Source organism: Propionivibrio sp., assembly GCF_049316945.1.
Taxonomy (GTDB): Bacteria; Pseudomonadota; Gammaproteobacteria; order Burkholderiales; family Rhodocyclaceae; genus Propionivibrio.
This window is the reverse complement of sequence record NZ_JBMOJE010000268.1, coordinates 1-3402: the sequence shown is the minus strand read 5'-3', so window position 1 is coordinate 3402 and position 3402 is coordinate 1. Positions and strand designations below refer to the sequence as shown.

General features: G+C 49.6%; 3 protein-coding genes. 2 read left to right on the top strand and 1 reads right to left on the bottom strand.

The genetic code is table 11. The features are described 5' to 3' along the window. Positions 1-592: 592 nt before the first annotated feature. Both ACOYNV_RS26780 and ACOYNV_RS26775 read left to right on the top strand, forming a co-directional pair. Positions 593-1876 (top strand): AAA family ATPase, encoded by a 1284-nt coding sequence (locus ACOYNV_RS26780; RefSeq protein ID WP_422902869.1) that lies wholly within the window; start codon positions 593-595, stop codon positions 1874-1876. Beyond that, positions 1866-2540: an RloB family protein gene (locus ACOYNV_RS26775; protein WP_422902868.1), complete on the top strand. Its 675-nt coding sequence runs from the start codon at positions 1866-1868 to the stop codon at positions 2538-2540. The genes ACOYNV_RS26780 and ACOYNV_RS26775 overlap by 11 nt, the downstream gene beginning before the upstream one ends. Positions 2541-2660: 120 nt before the next feature. Here the strand turns inward: ACOYNV_RS26775 and ACOYNV_RS26770 are convergent. Continuing rightward, on the bottom strand, positions 2661-3402 hold a 742-nt coding region (locus tag ACOYNV_RS26770), incomplete at its 5' end, for a protein NO VEIN domain-containing protein (protein WP_422902867.1).

The window sequence follows — 3402 nt, the reverse complement described above, 5'->3', positions numbered from 1 at the left end:
GTGGTCTTCCCAACACCACCTTTTTGACTTGCAATTACCAAAGTACGCATATACGGTTATCCTTTTATACGTCCTTATAGTAACACGCAAATACGTATTTTATGAACGTCACAGGATGGAGTTGGGGTCAGCTCACGAAACGGAAAAAATCGTACGTTAAGGCTTTCCGGGTGCCTCTGATACCTGAGTGATCGATAGTGTTGATTGACGATCGGTTTCGTACAGGCTAGGTGTCTGTATTTTTATTGGTTTGGCGCTTCCCAAAAATCAACCCTGAAAACCGGGCTAAATTTGGGAGATCGAAATTCGACAAAAACCCAAGCAGAACAAGGCTTTACGGAAAATCCTATGAGACTTTTCTGTCGTTTGTGTAAACGCACCCTTCGTTGACTCACGCAACGTGCCCAAAAAGGTTGTTAAACAAAGCGTGACCGAACTCCAGGAAGCGAGCATTCCTTAGTGGCTTATTTTGAACAGTTCAGGATGGAGTTTGTCGGTTGGCCTCGTTTGTTAAGTTAGCTTAAAAATAAAACATACAACATTTTTTGCACTTATTGCGTAAAAAAGTTGCGATAGTGTGTATTATCCCGTCATGCTTATCGAATTTTCGGTTACCAATTTCCGGTCTATCCTGGAGCGTCAGACGCTCAATATGGCTGCTTCCACTTACTTTAAAGAGTTGGAGGCGCCGAATACCTTCATGCCTAACCAGAACGATGGCGTGCCCCGTTTGCTACGTTCTACGGTGCTTTACGGCCCCAATGCGTCAGGTAAGAGCACCTTGATTCAGGCCCTGAAGTTTGTAAAATGGCAGGTACTCAATTCACAAAAGGAGAGTCAAGCGGGAGACGCGATTGATGTGGCACCCTTCAAGCTGACGGCAGATTCGCGCGCGGCGGATAGTGAGTTTGAAGTCACCTTTGTGGAGCAAGGTGAGCGCTACGAATATGGCTTCTGCTGCAATCGCGAGCGTTTTACCGAGGAATGGCTCATTGCCTATCCGCTGGGCCGGGCACAGAAATGGTTTCACCGGGTCTTTGATGCCGAAGTCGGAAAAGACGCTTACAAGTTCAGCACTTCTTTTCTTGGGGGGCGGCAACGCCAGACCTGGGCTGCGCAAACGCGCCAAAATGCGCTTTTCTTTTCTACGGCGATTCAACTGAATAACGAGCAATTGAAGCCAGCGTTTGACTGGTTCAAGTTGCGCTTGCAGGTGTTTGATTCCATGCGGGGTTTTAGCCCTGGCTACACAGTGCAACGCTGTGGCAAGAACGAAGATCGCAAGCGGGTTGTAGAGTTCATGAACTCGGCGGACCTTTCTATTGCAGACATCCAACTCAAAGAGAGAGTGTTTTCGGTTGATGCTTTGCCTAAGGTGATGCTCGCCTCCATCAAGGACGATTTTTTGAAAGACATGGCAGGCCGAAAGTTTATCGAACCACGCTTCTTCCATCGTGATGTGGATACTCAAGAGTCCGTTGAGTTTGAAGAAGAGGAAGAGTCTGATGGCACACGCGCTCTGTTTGCTTTTGCAGGCCCTTGGCTGGATGTAATCGAAAACGAACGAGTCTTGGTTGTGGACGAGTTGGATACCAGTCTGCACCCGCTGCTGGTGCATCACTTGGTGAGGCGTTTGCACCATGATGGTACCAAGGCGCAGCTCATTTTCACGACACATGACACGACCTTGCTGAGCCAAAAGTTGCTGCGCCGTGATCAGGTGTGGTTCATGGAAAAAAATGCGAAGAGCGCCACCCGGTTGTATCCATTGTCGGACTTCAGTCCGCGCGATAACGAAGCCGTGGAGCGTGGCTATCTAAATGGCCGTTATGGCGGCATTCCGTTCTTGAAAGACTTGGACTTTTATGGGGTCTGATGACTTGTTCCGTAAGCGAAAGGCGCGTGAGGGCGCCGCGCTGCAGCGGGAAAGGCACGAACGAGCGCAGAACAAGCGATACCTTATCGTGTGTGAGGGCACCAAAACAGAGCCGCATTACTTTCGTGAATTGTTGGATGACCTGCGCATCCACCCGCAAGTAGTTCGCATAGCGCCGAATGATGGTGGTTCACCAGATCGTGTAGTGGCACATGCCTTGGTTTTGTATGAGGACGATGCGGCGAGTGGTGATGCGTATGACACAGTGTATTGCGTGTTTGACCGGGACAGGCACACTACCTTTGATACTGCCGTGCAGCGCACCAAGGATTTGAGTGCCGCAAAGAAGCCATTGGTCGCCATCACATCCACGCCATGTTTTGAAGTGTGGTTGCTACTTCATTTTGGCTACACAAGCCAGCCGTTTCATCCCGCCGGTAAAAAGTCGGTGGGCGACCAGGTGGTGGCTGCTCTGAAGACCAAGCCGGGATTCGGAAAATACGGGAAAGGCCAAAAAGGTATCTATGCCCAGTTGAAAGGCAAGTTGGATGATGCCATCGACAATGCCGATCAGTTGTGCAGGCATTGCGCAGTGACGGGTAGCGTCAACCCTGCAACAGATGTAGGCAAGTTGGTTTTGATCTTTAAGAAAATGGAGCAGTGATGTTGATGGCGGAGCGGAATTGAAGCCTTAACTGGAATTATTGCTGATTCCGTTTATTCTCAAACGACTACAAGTGGCCAGATCCGGGTGCCCTTTGGGTTCAATTTGCGGCCACGTAACTTACATTGGTGGTAACAGGTTGTCCGCGAATGGACGGAATGGGATTTCAACAGTCTCCCACTTACCCTTTCCAGAATCGGTCGGCATGTGTACAGCCAGTTGTCCTGGCAGAACCCTTGCCAATTTTGGCTCTTCACCATCTCGCAATGACCAGAGGTGGAAAAGATGGTTTTCTACTTCTAACGCTCGGTTCCATTCATTACGCGTAATATGCATTGAACCAGACAGGCCCATGGTAGATGTCTTCACTTCGATTGAAAGCTTTCTGTGATCCTGTCGATCTACTACTGACAACACGTCATACCCGTCAGCGTTGTTATCGATCGCAATCCAGATCGGGCATCGTCCTGTTCGTTTGGCCTCGAACTCGAACGACAAACGCTCCCCTCGCCTTCCAATTGTGGTTGCTTGGTCATTTTTTCGACCGCGAGCAGCTGCCGCCAAGACATCCCAGAAAGCAACGATGTCTGGATCCACACCATCTACCAGGCCTGCTTCCCCGAAAACCTGTTCTAGGTGTAGACCCAAAAACTTCAAAACACGCTTGCGACCATAGGTGACGCTTTGAATCCAAGCGGGCTTTTCTACCTCAATGTAGTCCAAAATCGCTTGCCGAAGCTGATTTTGATAGCTACGCAAGTTCAATATGCGTTCTCCTGCCTCGGTCGCTTGTACGCGACCCATTTGGTCAACGACGATCCAATTCAACATCTGGCTGATATTACAGACCACAGGGACAGGC

Bases quoted from the DNA above. Each gene is read 5' to 3' on its own strand.
- ACOYNV_RS26775 (WP_422902868.1), top strand. From the start codon at position 1,866: ATGGGGTCTGATGACTTGTTCCGTAAGCGAAAGGCGCGTGAGGGCGCC.
- ACOYNV_RS26780 (WP_422902869.1), top strand. From the start codon at position 593: ATGCTTATCGAATTTTCGGTTACCAATTTCCGGTCTATCCTGGAGCGT.